This window comes from Neisseria sp. P0020.S003 (genome assembly GCF_051957095.1).
Taxonomy (GTDB): Bacteria; Pseudomonadota; Gammaproteobacteria; order Burkholderiales; family Neisseriaceae; genus Neisseria; species Neisseria subflava.
The window spans coordinates 73,545-90,904 of record NZ_JBQCWU010000004.1 but is presented as its reverse complement, the minus strand read 5'-3'; the positions used below and the strand labels follow the sequence as shown (position 1 = coordinate 90,904).

At 48.8% G+C, this 17,360-nt stretch carries 15 protein-coding genes; 7 read left to right on the top strand and 8 right to left on the bottom strand.

Annotation, left to right across the window (positions count from 1 at the left end):
* The first annotated feature begins 77 nt into the window (after positions 1-77).
* The 3 genes from prfA (at position 78) to trmA (ending at position 4,005) form a co-directional block, all read left to right on the top strand.
* Positions 78-1,154, top strand: a complete 1,077-nt coding sequence (gene prfA, locus ACTHTQ_RS04200) for a peptide chain release factor 1 (RefSeq protein WP_440363185.1) — start codon at positions 78-80, stop codon at positions 1,152-1,154.
* 148 nt (positions 1,155-1,302) lie between these two features.
* Positions 1,303-2,805 (top strand): phosphate acetyltransferase, encoded by a 1,503-nt coding sequence (pta, locus tag ACTHTQ_RS04195; RefSeq protein ID WP_440363184.1) that lies wholly within the window; start codon positions 1,303-1,305, stop codon positions 2,803-2,805.
* 117 nt (positions 2,806-2,922) lie between these two features.
* Positions 2,923-4,005 carry a tRNA (uridine(54)-C5)-methyltransferase TrmA gene (trmA, locus tag ACTHTQ_RS04190; protein WP_440363183.1) on the top strand — a complete coding sequence of 361 codons (1,083 nt, stop codon included), beginning with the start codon at positions 2,923-2,925 and terminating at the stop codon, positions 4,003-4,005.
* A gap of 69 nt (positions 4,006-4,074) precedes the next feature.
* Here trmA and ACTHTQ_RS04185 read toward each other — a convergent pair whose 3' ends face one another.
* A complete protein-coding gene (locus tag ACTHTQ_RS04185; RefSeq protein WP_440363182.1) occupies positions 4,075-5,115 on the bottom strand; it encodes a zinc-dependent alcohol dehydrogenase family protein in 1,041 nt (346 codons plus the stop codon).
* Positions 5,116-5,277: 162 nt separating this feature from the next.
* On the opposite strand from ACTHTQ_RS04185, the gene mutY reads away from it, so the two are divergent.
* A complete protein-coding gene (gene mutY, locus ACTHTQ_RS04180; protein ID WP_440363181.1) occupies positions 5,278-6,312 on the top strand; it encodes an A/G-specific adenine glycosylase in 1,035 nt (344 codons plus the stop codon).
* Between the two features lie 6 nt (positions 6,313-6,318).
* Here mutY and ACTHTQ_RS04175 read toward each other — a convergent pair whose 3' ends face one another.
* Both ACTHTQ_RS04175 and ACTHTQ_RS04170 read right to left on the bottom strand, forming a co-directional pair.
* Positions 6,319-6,675: a hypothetical protein gene (locus ACTHTQ_RS04175; protein ID WP_440363180.1), complete on the bottom strand. Its 357-nt coding sequence runs from the start codon at positions 6,673-6,675 to the stop codon at positions 6,319-6,321.
* 3 nt (positions 6,676-6,678) lie between these two features.
* Positions 6,679-6,876: a zinc-finger domain-containing protein gene (locus tag ACTHTQ_RS04170; RefSeq protein ID WP_003745781.1), complete on the bottom strand. Its 198-nt coding sequence runs from the start codon at positions 6,874-6,876 to the stop codon at positions 6,679-6,681.
* Between the two features lie 113 nt (positions 6,877-6,989).
* Between ACTHTQ_RS04170 and ACTHTQ_RS04165 the strand changes: the two genes are divergently transcribed.
* Positions 6,990-7,484 (top strand): DMP19 family protein, encoded by a 495-nt coding sequence (locus tag ACTHTQ_RS04165; protein ID WP_440363179.1) that lies wholly within the window; start codon positions 6,990-6,992, stop codon positions 7,482-7,484.
* 63 nt (positions 7,485-7,547) lie between these two features.
* Here ACTHTQ_RS04165 and ACTHTQ_RS04160 read toward each other — a convergent pair whose 3' ends face one another.
* Positions 7,548-8,321 (bottom strand): M48 family metallopeptidase, encoded by a 774-nt coding sequence (locus tag ACTHTQ_RS04160; RefSeq protein WP_070749039.1) that lies wholly within the window; start codon positions 8,319-8,321, stop codon positions 7,548-7,550.
* Positions 8,322-8,429: 108 nt separating this feature from the next.
* Positions 8,430-9,338 (bottom strand): serine hydrolase, encoded by a 909-nt coding sequence (locus ACTHTQ_RS04155; protein ID WP_371440889.1) that lies wholly within the window; start codon positions 9,336-9,338, stop codon positions 8,430-8,432.
* A 313-nt stretch (positions 9,339-9,651) separates the two neighbouring features.
* Here ACTHTQ_RS04155 and clpX point away from each other — a divergent pair, with 313 nt between their 5' ends.
* Entirely contained in the window at positions 9,652-10,917 is a 1,266-nt protein-coding gene (gene clpX / locus ACTHTQ_RS04150) for an ATP-dependent Clp protease ATP-binding subunit ClpX (protein WP_440363178.1), read from the top strand.
* 208 nt (positions 10,918-11,125) lie between these two features.
* Here clpX and ACTHTQ_RS04145 read toward each other — a convergent pair whose 3' ends face one another.
* The gene (locus tag ACTHTQ_RS04145) at positions 11,126-11,461 is read right to left on the bottom strand and encodes a hypothetical protein (RefSeq protein ID WP_440363177.1); all 336 of its coding nucleotides are present in this window, start codon (positions 11,459-11,461) and stop codon (positions 11,126-11,128) included.
* A 429-nt stretch (positions 11,462-11,890) separates the two neighbouring features.
* Here ACTHTQ_RS04145 and ACTHTQ_RS04140 point away from each other — a divergent pair, with 429 nt between their 5' ends.
* On the top strand, positions 11,891-13,285 hold the full coding sequence (locus ACTHTQ_RS04140) for a DEAD/DEAH box helicase (RefSeq protein WP_440363236.1): 1,395 nt from the start codon (positions 11,891-11,893) through the stop codon (positions 13,283-13,285).
* 180 nt (positions 13,286-13,465) lie between these two features.
* Here ACTHTQ_RS04140 and acnB read toward each other — a convergent pair whose 3' ends face one another.
* Complete coding sequence (gene acnB, locus ACTHTQ_RS04135; RefSeq protein WP_440363176.1) at positions 13,466-16,051, bottom strand: bifunctional aconitate hydratase 2/2-methylisocitrate dehydratase; 2,586 nt, start codon at positions 16,049-16,051, stop codon at positions 13,466-13,468.
* Between the two features lie 201 nt (positions 16,052-16,252).
* Positions 16,253-17,290, bottom strand: a complete 1,038-nt coding sequence (locus ACTHTQ_RS04130; protein ID WP_440363175.1) for a sensor histidine kinase — start codon at positions 17,288-17,290, stop codon at positions 16,253-16,255.
* Between the last annotated feature and the right edge of the window lie 70 nt (positions 17,291-17,360).

Genomic DNA, 17,360 nt, shown 5'->3' with positions numbered 1-17,360 from the left:
TTCATTCAAACCCATTATAATGACTCCTTATTTCGCCGTTGCAGACCACTCGACGGCATCCGTATTTTGGAAAATTTATGAAGCCGTCTATTTTAGAAAAACTACAACAACTCAGCGACCGACTGGAAGAAGTCACCCACCTGCTCGGTCAGCCTGAAGCCACGTCCGACATGGACAACTACCGCAAACTCACACGTGAACACGCCGAACTGACCCCCGTTGTCGAAGTCTTCCAAAACTACCAGCTGGCGCAAAGCGACTTGGCAGATGCCGAAGAAATGCTGTCCGACCCTGAAATGAAAGACTTTGCCGCCGAAGAAATCGAAGCGGCAAAAGCCAAAATCGACGAACTCGATACCGAATTGCAAAAACTGCTGCTGCCAAAAGATGCCGACGACGACAGAAATATCTTTATCGAGGTACGCGCCGGAACGGGCGGCGACGAAGCCGCGCTGTTTGCAGGCGATTTGCTGCGTATGTACAGCCGCTACGCCGAGCGCAACCGCTGGCAGGTCGAAATCGTTTCCGCCAATGAAAGCGAATTGGGCGGCTATAAAGAAGTCATCGCCCGCATTATCGGCTTGGGCGCATACAGCCGTCTGAAATTTGAATCCGGCGGCCACCGCGTGCAACGCGTCCCTGCTACCGAAAGCCAAGGCCGTATCCACACCTCCGCCTGTACCGTTGCCGTCATGCCCGAAGCGGACGAACTCGAAGACATCGAATTGAACCCCGCCGACCTGCGCATCGACACCTTCCGTGCATCCGGCGCGGGCGGTCAGCACATCAACAAAACCGACTCCGCCGTCCGTATTACCCACTTGCCGACAGGCATGGTGGTCGAATGCCAAGACGGCCGCAGCCAACACGCCAACAAAGCGCAAGCGATGAAAGTCCTCGCTGCCCGCCTGAACGACGCGCAAAAACGCGAAGCACAAGCCAAAGAAGCCGCCGAACGCAAATCCCTGATCGGCAGCGGCGACCGCAGCGAACGCATCCGCACCTACAACTACCCACAAGGCCGCGTTACCGACCACCGCATCAACCTTACCCTGCACAAACTGGATTTTGTGATGGACGGCGATTTAGAAGAAATCACCAATGCCCTGATTGCCGAGCATCAAGCCGAGCTTTTGGCAGCAATGGGGGATTGATGAATTTGGTCCATTGCGTTTATACTTTTCAGACGGCCTGATGACATATGTTAATATGGCCATGTATATGTTATCCCGAAGTGATAAATGCAGCACCAGCTGCGCCACAGCAACACCCTTCTACAATCACCGAATGAGAGGACACAAAATGGCAAAAATCCTGATCGCACCGGTATCTGCCGGTCTGAGCGCCGATGCAGCGGCAAAAGCATTTGCAGCAGCATTAAATGCGCAAGTTTTCCAAGCCGTTGACCCTGCTGCCGAAACCCTGCTGGCTCAAGGCAAAAGCGACGATTGGTTTGACGCACTTGTCGGTAAAGTTGCAGCATTGAATGCAGACAATCTCGTTATCGAAGGCATCACTCCTGATGCGGACAAATTGTTCTTGGCAGGCAAAAACGTTGAATTGGCGCTGTCTTTGGATGCAGGCGTTGTATTGGCGCTGAAATCCGACAACACTGATGCCGCTGCCGTCACTCAACAATTGAATCTTGCCAAACAGCTCTATACCAACTCTCCAGGCTTATTGGAAGGCTTTATCATTGACGGCGCAGCCACTGCTTTGGGCGCACAAGTTGCCGAACAAACCGGCCTGACTTTCTTCGGCTCCAGCGACAAACTGCAAGACGTATCCGCTTTGGCCAAACGCGAAGCCAAACGCCTGTCTCCAGCCCAATTCCGTTACAACCTGATCGATTTTGCCCGCAAAGCCGATATGCGCATCGTTCTGCCTGAAGGTGCAGAACCACGCACCGTCGCCGCCGCCGCCATCTGTCACGAAAAAGGCATCGCCCGTTGCGTACTGTTGGCGACCCGTGAAGAAGTTGAAGCCGTAGCAAAAGAACGCGGCATCTCCCTGCCTGATTCTTTGGAAATCATCGATCCTGCTTCTTTGGTTGAGCAATACGTTGAGCCAATGTGCGAATTGCGCAAATCCAAAGGCCTGACTCCTGAAGATGCACGCAAACAGCTGCAAGATACCGTCGTACTGGGTACCATGATGATGGCTCAAAACGACGTAGACGGTTTGGTTTCCGGTGCAGTCCACACCACCGCCAACACCATCCGCCCTGCCCTGCAACTGATTAAAACCGCTCCGGGCGCAAGCCTTGTATCCAGCGTATTCTTCATGTTGCTGCCTAACCAAGTATTAGCATTTGCCGACTGCGCGGTTAACCCAAACCCAACTCCGGAACAACTGGCCGACATCGCCATCCAATCTGCCGACAGCGCCAAAGCCTTCGGTATCGATCCAAAAGTAGCCATGATTTCCTACTCTACCATCAACTCAGGCAGCGGCCCTGATGTCGATGCGGTGATCGAAGCAACCAAACTGGCGAACGAAAAACGCCCTGATTTGGCCATCGAAGGTCCGTTGCAATACGATGCGGCTACCGTTCCATCTATCGGCCAATCCAAAGCTCCGGGCAGCGCTGTTGCCGGTCAAGCAACCGTTTTGGTTTTCCCAGACCTCAATACCGGCAACTGTACTTACAAAGCCGTACAACGCAGCGCCAACGTCCTGAGCGTAGGCCCGTTGTTGCAAGGTTTGCGCAAACCGGTTAACGACTTGTCCCGCGGCGCATTGATTGAAGACATCGTCTTCACCATCGCCCTGACTGCCGTTCAAGCCAAACAAATGCAAGGCTGATTGACAAGCTGATGCTTTAAAATCAAAGGCCGTCTGAAACCGATGTTTCAGACGGCCTTTCGTATCTTTGCGCCAACTATATTATAATTCGCCATTATTTTCCGAAAGACTGCCCCAATGACTGCCTACCAGCAACAACTAGCCGACAAAAAGCAATATCTTCAGCAACTTTTCCAAGGACTGGATTTCCCTGAAATCGAAGTCTTTGAATCTCCGGAACAGCATTACAGAATGCGTGCCGAGTTCCGTATCTGGCATGAGGGCGGTGAAATGTTTTACGCCATGTTTGAGCGCGGGCAAAAGGCAAGCGGGGCAAGCCTGATCCGTTGCGACCAATTTCCTGCCGCATCCGAATCCATCAATGCCTTGATGCCGAAATTGATTGAAGCCACATCCAATCATCCCGAACTGAAAAACCGCTGGTACGCCGTCGAATTTTTGTCCACGTTAAGCGGCGAAATGCTGGTTACCATGATTTACCACAAGAAACTGAACGAAGCATGGCAACAAGCCGCGCAAGAGTTGGCGCACAATTTGGGTATCCACATCATTGGCCGCAGCCGCGGACAAAAAATCGTATTGAGCCAAGATTTTGTGACCGAAGCATTAGAAGTCAACGGAAAGACCTTCTGCTATCGTCAAATTGAAGGCAGCTTTACCCAACCCAATGCCCAAGTGTGCCAAAAAATGCTGACGTGGGCGTGTGATGCTGCGCAAAACTTAGGCAAAGACCTACTTGAGCTGTACTGCGGCAACGGCAATTTCACCCTGCCACTTTCGCAACATTTCACTCAAGTATTGGCAACCGAAGTCTCCAAAACTTCCGTCAACGCCGCCCAATGGAATATTGAAGCCAACCAAATTACCAATCTCAAAGTCGCCCGCCTGTCTGCTGAAGAATTTACCGAGGCCTACACGCAAAACCGCGAATTCCGTCGCCTGCAAGAACAAGGCATCAACTTGAAAGACTATGATTTTTCAACTATTTTTGTCGATCCTCCACGCGTCGGTGTTGATGATGAGACGCTCAAATTGGTTGCCCGATTCAACAACGTCCTCTATATTTCCTGTAACCCTGAGACCCTGCGTGCCAACCTCGACACGCTCTGTCAAACCCATACCATCGAACGCGCCGCCCTATTCGACCAATTCCCATTTACCCACCATATCGAAAGCGGCGTTTGGTTGAAGAAGAAATAAAACCATACAAAAAAGCCGTCTGAATGTTCAGACGGCCTTTAATTAACGGCATATTAAACGATTTTCAAATCAATCCGCTTCCAAAACCACTTTCATGGCTTGGTTTTCAGCAGCATGCTTGAATACATCGTAAGCTTTTTCCAATTCGCTGAATTTGAAATGGTGGGTCATCATTTTGGTGTAATCCACTGAGCTGCTGGAAATGGCTTTCATCAGCATTTCGGTGGTATTGGCGTTAACCAGGCCGGTAGTGATGGCAAGGTTTTTAATCCACAGTTTTTCCAGTTTGAAATCAACGGATTGACCATGTACACCAACCACAGCAATATGGCCGCCGGGTTTCACGATGTCTTGGCACATATTCCAAGTTGCAGGGATACCGACCGCTTCGATGGCGCAATCTACGCCGTCTTCGCCGACGATATCGGCAACTTGCTTGCTCACATCGCCGGAAGCTGGATTGATGGTATGGGTTGCGCCCAATTCTTTCGCCAGTTTCAAGCGGTTTTCGTCCATATCGCAAACGATGATGGCGACAGGGCTATACAGTTGTGCGGTCAGCAACGCAGACATACCGACAGGGCCGGCACCGGCGATGAATACGGTATCACCAGGTTTCACATCACCATATTGCACGCCGATTTCATGGGCGGTCGGCAAGGCATCGCTCAACAGCAGGGCAACTTCTTCATTGACGTTGTCAGGCAGTGGAACCAAGCTGTTGTCGGCATAAGGCGTACGGACGTATTCGGCCTGAGTACCGTCAATCATATAGCCCAAGATCCAACCGCCGTTGCGGCAGTGTGAATAAAGTTGGATTTTACAATTGTCGCAAGTACAGCATTTGCTGACACATGAAATAATGACTTTATCACCGACTTTGATGTTTTTTACAGCATCGCCGACTTCTTCTACAATACCGATGCCCTCATGACCGAGAATACGACCGTCGGCAACTTCAGGGTTTTTACCCTTCCAAATACCCAAGTCAGTACCGCAAATCGTGGTCTTAACAATTTTGACGACTGCATCGGTCGGGTCGATGATTTGAGGACGAGGTTTTTCTTCGAAACGGATGTCGTTTGCGCCATGATAAACCATTGCTTTCAAGTGAATCTCCCTGGACGGTTAATAAATTTTAACAATACAACGTAAATCCACGTTAACTATATTTATATACCCCTCCATAAGATAAGTCAATCCTGATTATTATTTTGTATATTATAGTGTAATATACTGTTTTAAAAATAAATAATTAAAAAGTAAATATTAATGAACACACCCTCATCCTTCGCACGACGACTCATCAATTGGCAGCGCCAACACGGCCGTCACGACTTGCCTTGGCAGGTCAAAGACCCTTATTCCGTCTGGCTTTCAGAAATCATGCTCCAACAAACGCAGGTTGCTACCGTATTGGACTACTATCCGCGTTTCTTAGCCAAATTCCCAACCGTGCAATCACTGGCCACTGCGCCGCAAGACGAGGTTTTATCCTTGTGGGCAGGCTTGGGCTATTACAGCCGCGCACGTAACCTGCACAAAGCTGCGCAACAAGTCGTCGGACAATTCGGCGGTATCTTTCCATCCGAGCGCAAAGACTTGGAGACGCTCTGCGGCGTAGGCAGAAGTACCGCCGCCGCTATTTCTGCCTTTGCTTTCAACCGACGCGAAACCATCTTGGACGGCAACGTCAAACGCGTTCTCTGCCGTGTCTTTGCCCAAGACGGAAATCCGCAAGACAAAAAATTTGAAAACGCGCTTTGGACGCTTGCAGAAAGCCTGATGCCGTCTGAAAACGCCGATATGCCTGCCTATACACAAGGGCTGATGGATTTGGGCGCAACCGTCTGTAAACGGACAAAACCTTTGTGTCATCAATGCCCTATGGCAGAGATCTGCGAAGCAAAAAAACAAAACCGCATTGACGAGCTGCCCCGCAAAAAAACTGCTCCTGAAGTGCAAACCCTACCGCTTTATTGGCTGATTATTCATCACACTGACGGCGCATTATTGCTTGAAAAACGCCCTGCCAAAGGCATTTGGGGCGGTCTGTATTGCGTACCCTGTTTTGAAAAATTAGACGATTTGTATACTTACGCCGAACACTTCGGCATTGTTTTAGACGGCCTTGAAGAACAAACCACGTTTACCCACCGCCTGACCCACCGTTTATTGATGATTACCCCTTTTCAGACGCAACAAAGGCCGTCTGAACATCTTTCAGACGGCCTTTGGGTATCATTGGAACATTTGGCGGATTATGGTTTGCCCAAACCTTTAATCAAATATTTGGCTAAAGGCTAAACCGCCCTATTCCACAATCTCTTTAAATACAACTTCTTGCCCACCGCGAATCAGTACGGCAAACCCATCGCCAATTTGCCAACGTGAGCTCGGATTGGCGTACTCGACGCCCTGACTCCGCAAGCGGACTTGCACCAGTTTTTCAACCGTATTGCCTTCACGCAGCTCAACCATCATCGGGCTGTGGCTGTTGATATAAATTGCAGTAATCGTCCGACCTTGTGCGGATTGATAACGGACAGAATACGTCTGCGCTTGTGCAATGACAGGTAACGGCGCGTCAGGGCGCACGGCCTTATAAGAACCGCACGCAGCGCACAAACTCACGCACAAAGCGCAGATGATTTTGTTCAACATAGGCATAGATTAGTAATGGTGATGCGGAATCTCGCCATCAAGACGGTAATAAGTGCCGCAATACGGGCATTCAATCTCACTGTTGGACTGAATCGGTAAGAACACACGCGGATGGCCGTTCCACGTTTCATGATTAGGGCCGGAGCAATGTAGCGGCAAATCCTGCGGCTTGATGACTACAACGTTTTTTTCAGACTGTGTACTCATGGTTTGGTTCCTCACTATGTTTTCTTATCTTCCGATATTGTAAAGCAAAACGGCCGCCAGGTTCAGACTGAAAACATTATATAATGACTTTTTTCAGACGGCCTTTGATGATTATGACCACCCTACTCCGCCTTCAAGATTTCAATACTTCCGATTCCGCTTCATTTCTTTATACACTCAGCGCAGCCTATTTGGACCACACCGAACAGGCAGGCGACGAGGAAATGTCCGGCCTCAACGACGAACAGCATACATTGACTGCCCTTTGCTACCTCGACAGCCAAGTTCAAGAAGGCGGCTTCGTACAGCTTATCGCTTCAGGATACGGAGAATACATCTTCGGCAATCCAGTTGCCGACAGCCTGCGCCGCTGGCGCATCAAGCCGATACCGAAAATCTTAGACAAAGCCAAAGCCCTGTACGAAAAACACGGCGAAGCCATTGAAAAAATGGCAGATGAGCAAAGAGATTTCGATGAAATCCGCAAAGCGTTTCCCGATTTTGAAGAGCTTGACGGCGATTATTATGATGTTGCCGACGAAGACTTGGAAACCGCAGCAGCCTACGTTCAGGCAAATTGGGATAAATTTGCCAAACTGTCAGGCTGAAACCATAAAACTTTGCCGGTTTGAATCATCTGATCAAACCGGCAAAATCATCAATACGTCAAATTAACGTTTGTTTTTCTGATAAATCGGCATTACTTCAGGCAACATTTTGCGGATTGCATTGATACGCGCCTGATTGGTTGGGTGAGTCGACAAAATAGCCAATGAGCTGCCACCCTGTACTTTGTTCATTTTTTCCCACACGCTTACCGCTGCCTCAGGGTTGTAGCCTGCTTCAGCCATCAAACGCACACCGCCGGCATCCGCTTCGCTTTCCTGATAACGTGAGAACGGTTTGGTTGCCAACAAATCTGCACCCAAGCCGACCAAATCACCATCCACACCGGTTGAGCTGGCCAAAATCGAACCGCCCAAGCCGGTCAATACTTGTCCGCCCAAAGCTTTTTTACTGTGTTCCAACAAAGCATGGGTCATTTCATGGCCGACAACGGCGGCAATTTCATCATCAGTCAGCTTCAATTTTTCTACTATGCCGGTGTACACGGCCATTTTACCGCCCGGCATTGCCCATGCGTTCATTTCATCACTGCGGATAACGTTCATCTGCCAGTTGAAGGGCACGCCGGTTTTGTTGGCGCGCTCAGCATGAGGACGCAGACGTGCAAACACACGTTGAACGCGTTGAGCAGTTGGAGATGAAACATCCAAAGCTTTTTGACCACGCGCTTTTTGAATGACTTGTGTGTAACTTTTAGCCGCATCTTCATTTAAAGTCGCGGTATCGTAGCCAACCATATCTGCTACAGAAGTACAGCCGGTCAACGCCAAAATCACTCCCATGCCGGCCCAATATTTTTTATTCCATTTTTTCAACATGTTTTCTCTCTGTGTTTTAAAATTAATGTAACGACATTGTACCCAAATTTAATACACTTTACACAAAAGGCCGTCTGAACGGTTTCAGACGGCCTTTAAGCGCAATATTTAAGAGCGGCGCTGCAACATCCAAGACTCAATCTTACGCGCATCGTTCACGCGTGTTGTGGAAGACGGAGAGTTGAGCAATACGATGGTAATCGGCTGATTCTGTACATTGGCCTTAACCACCATAGAACGTCCTGCCTCGCGGATATAGCCGGTTTTCTGCAATTCAATATTCCAGCTACCTTCACGCACCAAGGCATTGGAGTTTTTGTAGTTTTGACGACCATTTGCCGTCCAAACCGAGCCATAATTTGAAGTAGAATTTTTGCGGATCAGCGGATATTTGCTGGCTGCCGCAACCATGCGGTTCAAATCGCGTGCAGTTGAAACGTTTTGGAAATTCAAACCGGTAGGCTCATAGAAACGGCTGCTGGTCATGCCCAGGCTTTGTGCTTTGGCATTCATTGCCGCAACAAACGCGCTCATACCACCCGGATAGGTACGGCCCAACGCATGGGTAGCACGGTTTTCACTGCTCATCAGGCTCAGGTGCAACAGTTCGCCGCGTGTCAGTGTTGTGCCGATGCTCAAACGGCTGCCTGTACCTTTCAAACGGTCGATTTCAGCCTCGGTAATCGTGATAGGCTCGTTCATATCCAGATGCGCATCCAACACCACCATCGCGCTCATCAATTTGGAAATAGAGGCAATCGGCATGACACGATCAGGGTTTTTCTGATACAGCACTTCACCGGTTTTATTATTGAAAATCAAAGCAGATTGCGAAGAAAGCAGAGGACCTGCCAAAGCGGCTTGAGCTTCGACTTGGTCAGCATGACTCAACGCAAAAGCTTCCATCGGGTCATTTTGCACTGGGAAATTTTGCTCCAAAAATTGTCCCAATACATCCATATCATCGGCAACGGCAGGCGCAGAAGCAAAGGCCAATGCCACACCTGTCCATACCATTCCTAAAGTTTTATAGAATTTCATATCTGCCAATTCAAAAAAATACATTTAATTCAACATTCTGTTAAATTTTTCGCTAATTGTAAAGCGAGTTGAGAAAACTTTGCGTTTGTTTGCGAGATATTCAAATCCAGCGCCCGCATCTGTTTCTTAGACGATACGGCGCAATGCCTGCTCTGATTTGAAAAAACACAAGATAGTCATTATACTTAGGCTCCTTTGTCAGAGGCATTCCCTCAATCCGGCAATACGCCCGAAATATCTGTTTCCCCTTTACAACACAGCCTCCATACAACCATACGAAGAAATTATTATGTCTGAAGAAAAACGCACCTGTTCATTCTGCGGAAAGTCCGAAAACGACGTTAAAAATCTGATCGAAGGCGAACACGCCTTCATCTGCAACGAATGTGTAGAAACTTGCGGCATGATGCTGCAAGACAACGAATCCGGCGAGATTGAAAACGAGCTTGTCAAAGCGAAAGAAGAAAACACCGAGAAAAAACTGCCTACTCCGGCCGAAATCGTTGCCAACCTCAATGACCACGTTATCGGTCAGGAACATGCAAAAAAAGCGTTGGCAGTATCGGTTTACAACCACTACAAACGCCTGCGCCACCCGAAAGCGGAGGGCAAAGTGGAATTATCCAAATCCAATATCCTGCTTATCGGCCCTACCGGCTCAGGTAAAACCTTGTTGGCGCAATCTTTGGCGCGCAAACTGGATGTACCTTTTGTCATGGCGGATGCCACAACTTTGACCGAAGCCGGTTATGTTGGTGAAGACGTCGAACAAATCATCACCAAACTTTTGGGCAAATGTGATTTTGACGTTGAAAAAGCCCAGCGCGGCATCGTTTATATCGATGAAATCGATAAAATTTCACGCAAAAGTGACAATCCGTCGATCACGCGCGACGTATCCGGCGAAGGTGTGCAACAAGCCCTGCTGAAACTGATTGAAGGCACGGTAGCCAGCGTTCCCCCTCAAGGCGGCCGTAAACATCCAAACCAAGAATTCATCAACGTTGATACCACCAACATCCTCTTTATCTGCGGCGGTGCATTTGCCGGCTTGGAAAAAGTCATCCGACAACGTACTGAAAAAGGCGGTATCGGCTTTGGTGCGGCGGTACACAGCAAAGATGAAAATGCCGATATTTCAGCCCTGTTTGAAACAGTCGAGCCTGAAGACTTGATTAAATTCGGTCTGATTCCCGAGCTTATCGGCCGTCTGCCCGTGATTGCCACATTGGCAGAATTGGACGAAGATGCTTTGGTCAACATTTTGACCGAACCGAAAAATGCCTTGGTTAAACAATATCAAACCTTGTTTGCAATGGAAGATGTCGGTCTTGAGTTTGAAGAAGATACCTTGCGCAGCATCGCCAAACTGGCGATGGAACGCAAAACCGGTGCGCGCGGCCTGCGCTCTATCGTCGAACGTTGCCTCTTGGACACCATGTACACCCTGCCAGATTTGAAAGGCGTAGCAAAAGTCGTCATCAATAAAGAGGTCGTGGAAAAAGGTGAACAGCCAAAACTTTTCCGTGAAGACGGCAGCGAATATAAGCAATAAGTCTCATTCTCCTAAAAAGACGTGTACCCATTACACGTCTTTTTTATTTTCTTTATAAAAGCAAAATCATATCTCTGAATAATGGTCTTATATATAAAAAAACAAAGGCCGTCTGAAATATATTCAGACGGCCTTTGTTTTCAAGTTGCTCTAAGTCTGCCTTCATCCGGAGTATTGATGAGAGTGGCTTCCTTGAATTTTATGACACTTATTTTTTTGCTTTCTTAACAGCTGCTTTTTTAGCAGGATCAGCTTTGGCGGCAGGCTCAGAAGCTGCAACTTCAGGAGTGGCAGTTTCAGAATCAGCTACAGGCTCAGATGCAGCAGGTTCGGAGGCAGCTGATTCAGCCGTACGTTGATAGCCTTTGCCTTTCATGCAGGCATCAAATACAGCGCGATCAGCATTTTCACCAGATGCTTGTTGACATTGAGTCATTGCTTCTTCAACAGTGATACGTGGCGCTGCCGCTTCTTCAGGTTTGGAAGAAGAACAAGCTGCCAACATCAGGCTACCGGTTGCAAGAGCGATCAATAAAGTTTTCATAATTGTATATTCCTAAATTTTGATTTTATGGTTTACCGTTAAACGGGAGATACAGGCTACAAAACAAGCTCTGCACCTCAATATTGAGTACGTGAGTACAATTTAGTTTCATTTCAACCTGTAAGTTTTTGATAAATTAATTCTATTGACGTTAAGACAAATGCTTAATTCCTAATAAACTCAAAACCTTGCAGACCAGTAAATTTTTCTGTTTTTGAACTGTAAAAATATCAAAACATGGCTGTTCCTAGCCGCAACCATCATTTGGGGAGTCCCTCTTTTTATGGCATAATGGACTACTTGACGGATTGTTCCGCCCCCATTTTTTTCAAACCGCAGAATCAAAATCATACTGCGGTTTGTCCATTTCAGAATCAGATTTTTCAGACGGCCTCATCATTCCAAAGGCCGTCTGAACAGAAAGCCACCATCATGAATCCTTTCTCTTCACTCGGTTTAGGCAGCGAATTGGTCTCCGCCCTGACCGATCAGGGTTATGAAAACCCGACGCCTATCCAAGCAGCAGCAATTCCCAAAGCCTTGGCAGGACACGACCTTTTGGCCGCAGCACAAACCGGCACAGGTAAAACCGCCGCCTTTATGCTGCCCAGCCTCGAACGTCTGAAACGCTACGCCACATCCAGTACCTCCCCTGCCATGCACCCTGTCCGTATGTTGGTATTGACCCCAACCCGCGAACTGGCCGATCAAATCGATCAAAACGTGCAGGCATACATTAAAAATCTTCCTTTGCGCCATACCGTCCTCTTCGGCGGCGTCAATATGGACAAACAAACTGCCGACTTGCGCGCCGGTTGCGAAATCGTTGTCGCTACGGTTGGCCGACTGCTCGACCACGTCAAACAAAAAAACATCAATTTAAACAAAGTTGAAATCGTTGTACTCGACGAAGCCGACCGTATGCTTGATATGGGTTTCATCGACGATATCCGTAAAATCATGCAGATGTTGCCCAAACAGCGACAAACCCTGCTTTTCTCCGCCACTTTCTCACCACCTATCCGCAAGCTTGCGCAAGATTTTATGCACACGCCCGAAATGGTTGAAGTGGCTGCGCAAAACACCACCAACGCCAATGTCGAGCAACACATCATTGCCGTTGATGCACTCAAAAAACGCAACCTGCTCGAGCGTCTGATTGTTGACTTGCATATGAATCAAGTCATTGTATTCTGCAAAACCAAACAAAGCGTCGATCAAGTTACCCGCGACCTCGTCCGCCGCAACATTGCCGCGCAATCCATCCACGGCGACAAATCCCAACAAAGCCGACTGGAAACCCTCAACGCCTTTAAAGAAGGTACATTACGCGTTTTGGTTGCCACTGACGTTGCCGCACGCGGCCTAGATATTGCCGAGTTGCCTTTCGTCATCAACTACGAGCTGCCAACCCAACCTGAAGACTACATCCACCGCATCGGACGTACCGGTCGGGCCGGTGCTGACGGCGTTGCCATTTCCTTAATGGATAAAACCGAACAGAAAATGTTTGAATCCATTAAAGAGCTGACCGGCAGCGATTTGAATGTGGAACGCATCGAAGGCTTTGAGCCGCATTGGTGGGGCAACGACAATCAAGATGAAGCCGAAGCGCAACCGGTTCAGCACAGCGACAGCCGCTCTCGCCGCGATGATAGAAACAAACGCAACGAATACTCGAATAAGTCAGACAAAAACTCGAAAAAAGCAGAAGAGAAAAACGATCCGGGTATTGTCTGCGGTAAAATTGCCGGCAGAACACGCCGCAGCCGTCACGAGCGTCAGCCTTGCGCCCTGCTCCAACCTGGTTTTGGCGTAAAGTAAACAACGCTGATTAATCGGTTTTCTGATTATTTATCCTAAGCAAAGGCCATCTGAAACTTATCTTTTAAACGGCCTTTTATTGAACTAAAAATAAAAAGGACGTGATGAACGCGTCCTTTTTTCCGTTTCAGACGGCCTTTATTATTTAAGGCCGTCTGAAAATCGGTTTACCTTGTTACATTAAACATTCACGGTTTCGGCTACTTCGTTGTAGCTGTCGATTTCGTTGAAGTTCATGTAGCGGTAGATTTGGTCACCCTGCTCGTTGATAATACCGATATTGGCTTGATATTCTTCAACAGTAGGGATTTTACCCAGTTTGGAGCAGATTGCCGCCAACTCAGCCGAGCCGAGGTAAACGAAGGTGTTTTTACCCAAACGGTTCGGGAAGTTACGGGTGGAAGTGGACATGACGGTTGCGCCTTCGTGTACTTGGGCTTGGTTACCCATACACAACGAACAGCCCGGCATCTCCATACGCGCGCCGGCGCGGCCGAGTACACCGTAGTGGCCTTCGTCGGACAACTCTTTCGCGTCCATTTTGGTCGGCGGCGCCATCCACAGGCGGACGGGGATGTCGGACTTGCCTTCCAAGAGTTTGGAGGCGGCGCGGAAGTGGCCGATGTTGGTCATGCACGAACCGATGAACACTTCGTCGATTTTGGTGCCGGAGCGTTCAGACATGAAGCATACGTCGTCAGGATCGTTCGGGCAGGCGATAATCGGCTCTTTGATGTCGTCCATGTTGATTTCAATCACGGCGGCGTATTCGGCATCTTTATCTGCTTCGAGCAGCTCCGGATTAGCCAACCATGCTTCCATGGCTTTGATACGGCGTTCCAAAGTGCGCGGATCTTGATAGCCGTCGGCAATCATGTTTTTCATCAACACGACGTTGGATTTCATGTACTCGATAATCGGCTCTTTGTTGAGCTTCACAGTACAGCCGGCGGCGGAGCGTTCGGCGGATGCGTCGGTCAATTCAAAGGCTTGCTCCACTTTCAAATCAGGCAGACCTTCGATTTCGAGGATGCGGCCGGAGAAGATGTTTTTCTTACCAGCTTTGGCAACGGTCAGCAAACCTTGTTTAATCGCGTAAAGCGGAATGGCGTTCACCAAATCGCGCAAGGTTACGCCCGGTTGCAGTTTGCCGCTGAAGCGTACCAATACGGACTCAGGCATATCGAGCGGCATCACGCCGGTGGCTGCTGCGAAAGCAACCAAGCCGGAACCTGCGGGGAAGGAAATACCGATAGGGAAACGGGTGTGGCTGTCGCCGCCGGTACCGACTGTATCAGGCAACAGCAGACGGTTGAGCCATGAGTGAATCACGCCGTCGCCCGGACGCAGAGATACACCGCCACGGGTAGAGATGAAGGCAGGCAATTCTTTATGGGTTCTAACATCGACAGGTTTTGGATAAGCCGCGGTGTGACAGAAAGACTGCATCACCATATCTGCTGAGAAGCCCAAGCAAGCCAGGTCTTTCAATTCGTCGCGAGTCATCGGGCCGGTAGTATCTTGCGAGCCGACAGTAGTCATACGCGGTTCGCAGTAAGTACCCGGACGCACGCCTTTGCCTTCCGGCAGACCGCAGGCGCGGCCAACCATTTTTTGGGCCAAGGTGAAACCGGCTTTGCTTTCGGCAGGCGCTTGAGGCAGACGGAATTCGGTAGAAGCAGGCAGTTTCAATGCTTCACGTGCTTTGGCAGTCAAACCGCGACCGATAATCAGGTTAATACGGCCACCGGCTTGCACTTCGTCCAGCAATACTTGAGATTTCAGACTGAACTCGGCAACGGTTTCGCCGTTTTTCACGATTTTGCCTTCATAAGGCAGGATATCGACGACATCGCCCATTTTCAGAGCAGATACATCGACTTCAATCGGCAATGCTCCGGAGTCTTCCTGAGTATTGAAGAAAATAGGAGCAATTTTGCCACCCAAGCATACGCCGCCGAAACGTTTGTTCGGTACGAACGGAATATCTTCGCCGGTATGCCAAATGACGGAGTTGGTCGCGGATTTGCGTGAAGAACCGGTACCGACCACGTCGCCGACGTAGGCAACGGGGTGACCTTTGGCTTTGAGTTCTTCCAACAATTTAATCGGACCGACTTCGCCCGGTTTGTCAGGATTGATGCCGTCGCGCGGGTTTTTCAACATAGCCAGCGCGTGCAGAGGAATATCAGGACGGCTCCATGCATCAGGTGCAGGAGAGAGGTCGTCTGTATTGGTTTCGCCGTCGACTTTGAAGACGGTAACAGTGATTTTTTCTGGAACTTTGGCACGAGAAGTGAACCATTCGGCATCTGCCCAAGATTGCAATACTTCTTGCGCGTATTTATTACCTTTTTCGGCTTTTTCTTGAACATCGTGGAAAGAGTCAAACATCAGCAGAGTGTGTTTCAGACCATTTGCAGCGATAGGCGCAAGTTTGTCGTTGTCCAAGAGTTCGATGAGTGCATGAATGTTGTAACCGCCAAGCATGGTACCCAACAGCTCGGTAGCATACTCAGGGGAAATCAGCGGACTGGATACGCTGCCTTCGGCAACGGCAGCCAAAAATGAGGCTTTAACTTTGGCGGCATCGTCCACACCGGGTGGTACGCGGTGAGCCAACAGCTCAACCAAGAACTCCCCTTCGCCTGCGGGCGGGTTTTTCAGCAGCTCAACCAAATCGGCGGTTTGCTGCGCGTTCAAAGGGAGGGGGGGGATACCAAGGGCGGCGCGCTCGGCGGCGGCTTTGCGATAGGCTTCTAACATCTCTTTGTTCCTTTTTTCTGTTTTTTCTTCTGACCGTTGCAAATGATTTGCAATCAAAGAATTGTAGACAATTCTTTTGGGTATCATAGACCAGTTTTCAAAAAATGGGAACAGTTATGTTACTGAATGTAATAAATTTAAACTATTTTATTTAATGTGTTAATAGTCTAACCTATCTAAAGCCACCCTCTTCTATGCGGTTTAGCCAAACAGACGGGAAACTTCGGCTGATTTTTTACGGTACGGCAATATGATTTCAACGCGGAAAAGGCCGTCTGATTGGATGTTTCTGATTTTCGCGTCGGTGTCATACATCAAAGTCAGACGCTCTTTCAGATTGCGTAAGGCCATAGAATTGCCTTTATGCGGCTTGGTATTTTCATTAGGTTCTTTTCCACACGGATTTTCGATACTGATGAAAATAGATGATTTTTCCAATTTTGTTAATACTGTAATTATCCCTGGGCGGTGGCTGGATTCGACACCATGGAATACAGCATTTTCCAAAAGCGGTTGCAGCAGCAGATGCGGCGTTTCCGCATCGTCGGGTGCATGGTGCTGCCACATAACCTGTACACGCATATGTCCCATGCGGATTTGCTCGATGGCAATATATTCCTGCGCCCACTCGATTTCCTGCCCCAAGGTGCTGTTTTGACTACCGTCGCGCAGTTGTGCGCGGAACAGGTTGGCTAGATTCTCCAGCAAAGTTTCCGCATCATACGGACGCAGACGGATTAAGCTGATGGCGGCATTCAGGCTGTTAAACAAGAAATGCGGACGGATACGCGCCGTCAACGCACTCAATCTGGCTTCGGAAATAGAAGGCGCAAGGCTGTTGCGGCGGGCCGCTTCGATGTACATGAAACTGAAACAAAAAAAGGTCAGCAAGAAGAAGTGCTGAATCAACGACCAAATATCTGTCTTCAAAATTACTAAATCGACAAACAAGAAAATCAGCAGGTTGGAGACGTAGGAAACCACAACGCTGTACTGCGAGCGAAGCAGGGACGGCGCAAATGCCTGTAAGAAATAGACTTTAAGTAAAATTAAAAGGATGACGGGGCAAGCCCATGAAAAATGTTGGAAAATCTGTTCCGGATAAGGCACGCCCGATACCGTCATCAGCGGAAAGATAAACAAACTGATTAACAAAACAATGAGTAGGCGCACCAAAGTTGCGGAATTGCGCAAATCCGGCACTGCGAAATTCTGGTTTATTTGACGTATAATAGACATGATTTCAACCGTTTTCTTTCATAATGTATAGACGGGTCTGCTATATTGAAGACGTAGACCCTGTTTTTTT

Coding starts and splice junctions, on each gene's coding strand:
- mutY (WP_440363181.1), top strand. CDS start 5,278: ATGAACACACCCTCATCCTTCGCACGACGACTCATCAATTGGCAGCGC.
- ACTHTQ_RS04145 (WP_440363177.1), bottom strand. CDS start 11,461: ATGAAAACTTTATTGATCGCTCTTGCAACCGGTAGCCTGATGTTGGCA.
- ACTHTQ_RS04155 (WP_371440889.1), bottom strand. CDS start 9,338: ATGGTATGGACAGGTGTGGCATTGGCCTTTGCTTCTGCGCCTGCCGTT.
- ACTHTQ_RS04130 (WP_440363175.1), bottom strand. CDS start 17,290: ATGTCTATTATACGTCAAATAAACCAGAATTTCGCAGTGCCGGATTTG.
- ACTHTQ_RS04175 (WP_440363180.1), bottom strand. CDS start 6,675: ATGCCTATGTTGAACAAAATCATCTGCGCTTTGTGCGTGAGTTTGTGC.
- trmA (WP_440363183.1), top strand. CDS start 2,923: ATGACTGCCTACCAGCAACAACTAGCCGACAAAAAGCAATATCTTCAG.
- ACTHTQ_RS04165 (WP_440363179.1), top strand. CDS start 6,990: ATGACCACCCTACTCCGCCTTCAAGATTTCAATACTTCCGATTCCGCT.
- pta (WP_440363184.1), top strand. CDS start 1,303: ATGGCAAAAATCCTGATCGCACCGGTATCTGCCGGTCTGAGCGCCGAT.
- ACTHTQ_RS04170 (WP_003745781.1), bottom strand. CDS start 6,876: ATGAGTACACAGTCTGAAAAAAACGTTGTAGTCATCAAGCCGCAGGAT.
- clpX (WP_440363178.1), top strand. CDS start 9,652: ATGTCTGAAGAAAAACGCACCTGTTCATTCTGCGGAAAGTCCGAAAAC.
- prfA (WP_440363185.1), top strand. CDS start 78: ATGAAGCCGTCTATTTTAGAAAAACTACAACAACTCAGCGACCGACTG.
- acnB (WP_440363176.1), bottom strand. CDS start 16,051: ATGTTAGAAGCCTATCGCAAAGCCGCCGCCGAGCGCGCCGCCCTTGGT.
- ACTHTQ_RS04160 (WP_070749039.1), bottom strand. CDS start 8,321: ATGTTGAAAAAATGGAATAAAAAATATTGGGCCGGCATGGGAGTGATT.